At 32.4% G+C, this 1,665-nt stretch carries 1 protein-coding gene; it reads right to left on the bottom strand.

The genetic code is table 11. From position 1 onward, the window contains the following. Positions 1 to 570 (bottom strand): MFS transporter (locus BN338_RS00970; RefSeq protein WP_039758172.1); only part of this gene is annotated, 570 nt, incomplete at its 3' end. Between the last annotated feature and the right edge of the window lie 1,095 nt (positions 571 to 1,665).

Raw genomic sequence — 1,665 nt, 5'->3', positions numbered from 1 at the left:
ATGATAATATGTTGCCTCGTTAAGGTAAATGGCTAAAATAAATATTATAAAACTCGCGAGAAGTTGACCTGAGATTGTTGTTGCATATTGAAAAGAAGCAAAGAGCCCACGACGATTTTTGGGCGCAACTTCACTCATATAAGTGGCTGCTGTACCATATTCACCGCCAACGGAAAGTCCTTGAAACATACGGACTAAAAGGAGAAGAAATGCTGCTGTTATTCCCAAGGTTTTGTAAGTGGGAAGTATGGCAATAAGAAAAGAACCTCCACACATCATAAAAACAGAAATAAGCATTGAGCGTTTACGTCCATAGCGGTCAGCAATGAAGCCAAAGAGCCATGCTCCAATTGGACGCATAAGAAAGCCAATAAAAAAGATTCCTGCAGTTTTTAACAGTTGTGTAACAATATCTTCATCTTCAGGAAAAAATTGTGATGCAAAATAAACCGATGCAAAGGAGTAAGCATAAAAATCATACCATTCTACGAGATTTCCTGATGCACTGGATATGATAGCAAAAATACGTTTCCTTGTATCATGTGGATCTAAAGTTGTTTGATTATTCATGAACTATTCCCCTTTTATATTAATAACTTTTCTGTTTGTGAAAGCTATTGACGATGTATATCATAAAAACACGATTGTATCATGATAATTTCTTAGGAGAACACTTTAAGATCACTTGTTATACTTCTATTTTTTAAGGTTTATTTTTTGGAGGTTAAAAAGAATAAATAATATTAATATATATTGTATTTATATTATCAATAAATAAAGTAAATTTTAATTGAATTTCGTTAAGAAGTATAACTTAATTTATACTTTTTATAATTACTAAATAGTTTTTTATTTTATGATTATATTCTTTTGTAGAGGCTAAAAACTTGAAATGGTAAAAGAATAGGCTTCCACACTTAAAGTTCAGAGCTTTCACTGTAAGATTTTTTCTAGAGCGATCAATGCTGCTTTGGGCTTATGGTCTATTGCGTAAATCGTGCGCTTTGAGCGATCTTTTACGGAAATATTGTTTTTTGTTTCATGGTAAATCATTTTCATACGAGAGTGTTTGTGAGGATATGATACTCTTTGGTTTATAAGCCTGATGTTGTGTCGTAAAATGGTGCTATTAGCTATTACATAACAAGGTTGGTGTGTGCGTAAAAATTTCTTTATGAACCATTTTAATCAAGAGAGCGTGTAATATTAAGGGCTAGGGAATAGTATAGCGCTAACAAAGAGTATAATGATAGCGGCTTGCATTTTTATTAAGCGTAAAGATGATGATACACAATGTTGCGTAGCCTTTGAGTTTTGAGGCGGTTTATTAAGAGATATTTTTAGTCTTTCTTTGTGCAGTTTTATCCGCATGGCTTTTGCCCCACTTGTAATGTGTAAGCAAGAGGTTTTGATTGATTCAACATAAAACAAACTTGAAATGATAGAATCCTACGTTATGCAGGATTTTAATTCAAGTTGAATGACGCTAAATATATCATTATAAATCAATATATTGTGCAATATTTATACTTTACGGAGAGCTTTCCTGTTATGCCACTCACAGATGCTATCGTGAAATGGACTTAGGTACATTTGAGAAAAATTTCTTAAAAAATGAGGAAATCATAACATAATGGTATTTTCTATTTTTCATGAGGGCTTTGT

Source organism: Bartonella queenslandensis AUST/NH15 (assembly GCF_000312585.1).
GTDB lineage: Bacteria > Pseudomonadota > Alphaproteobacteria > Rhizobiales > Rhizobiaceae > Bartonella > Bartonella queenslandensis_A.
The sequence above is the reverse complement of the archived record's forward strand: the minus strand, read 5'-3'. Positions and strand labels throughout refer to the sequence as shown.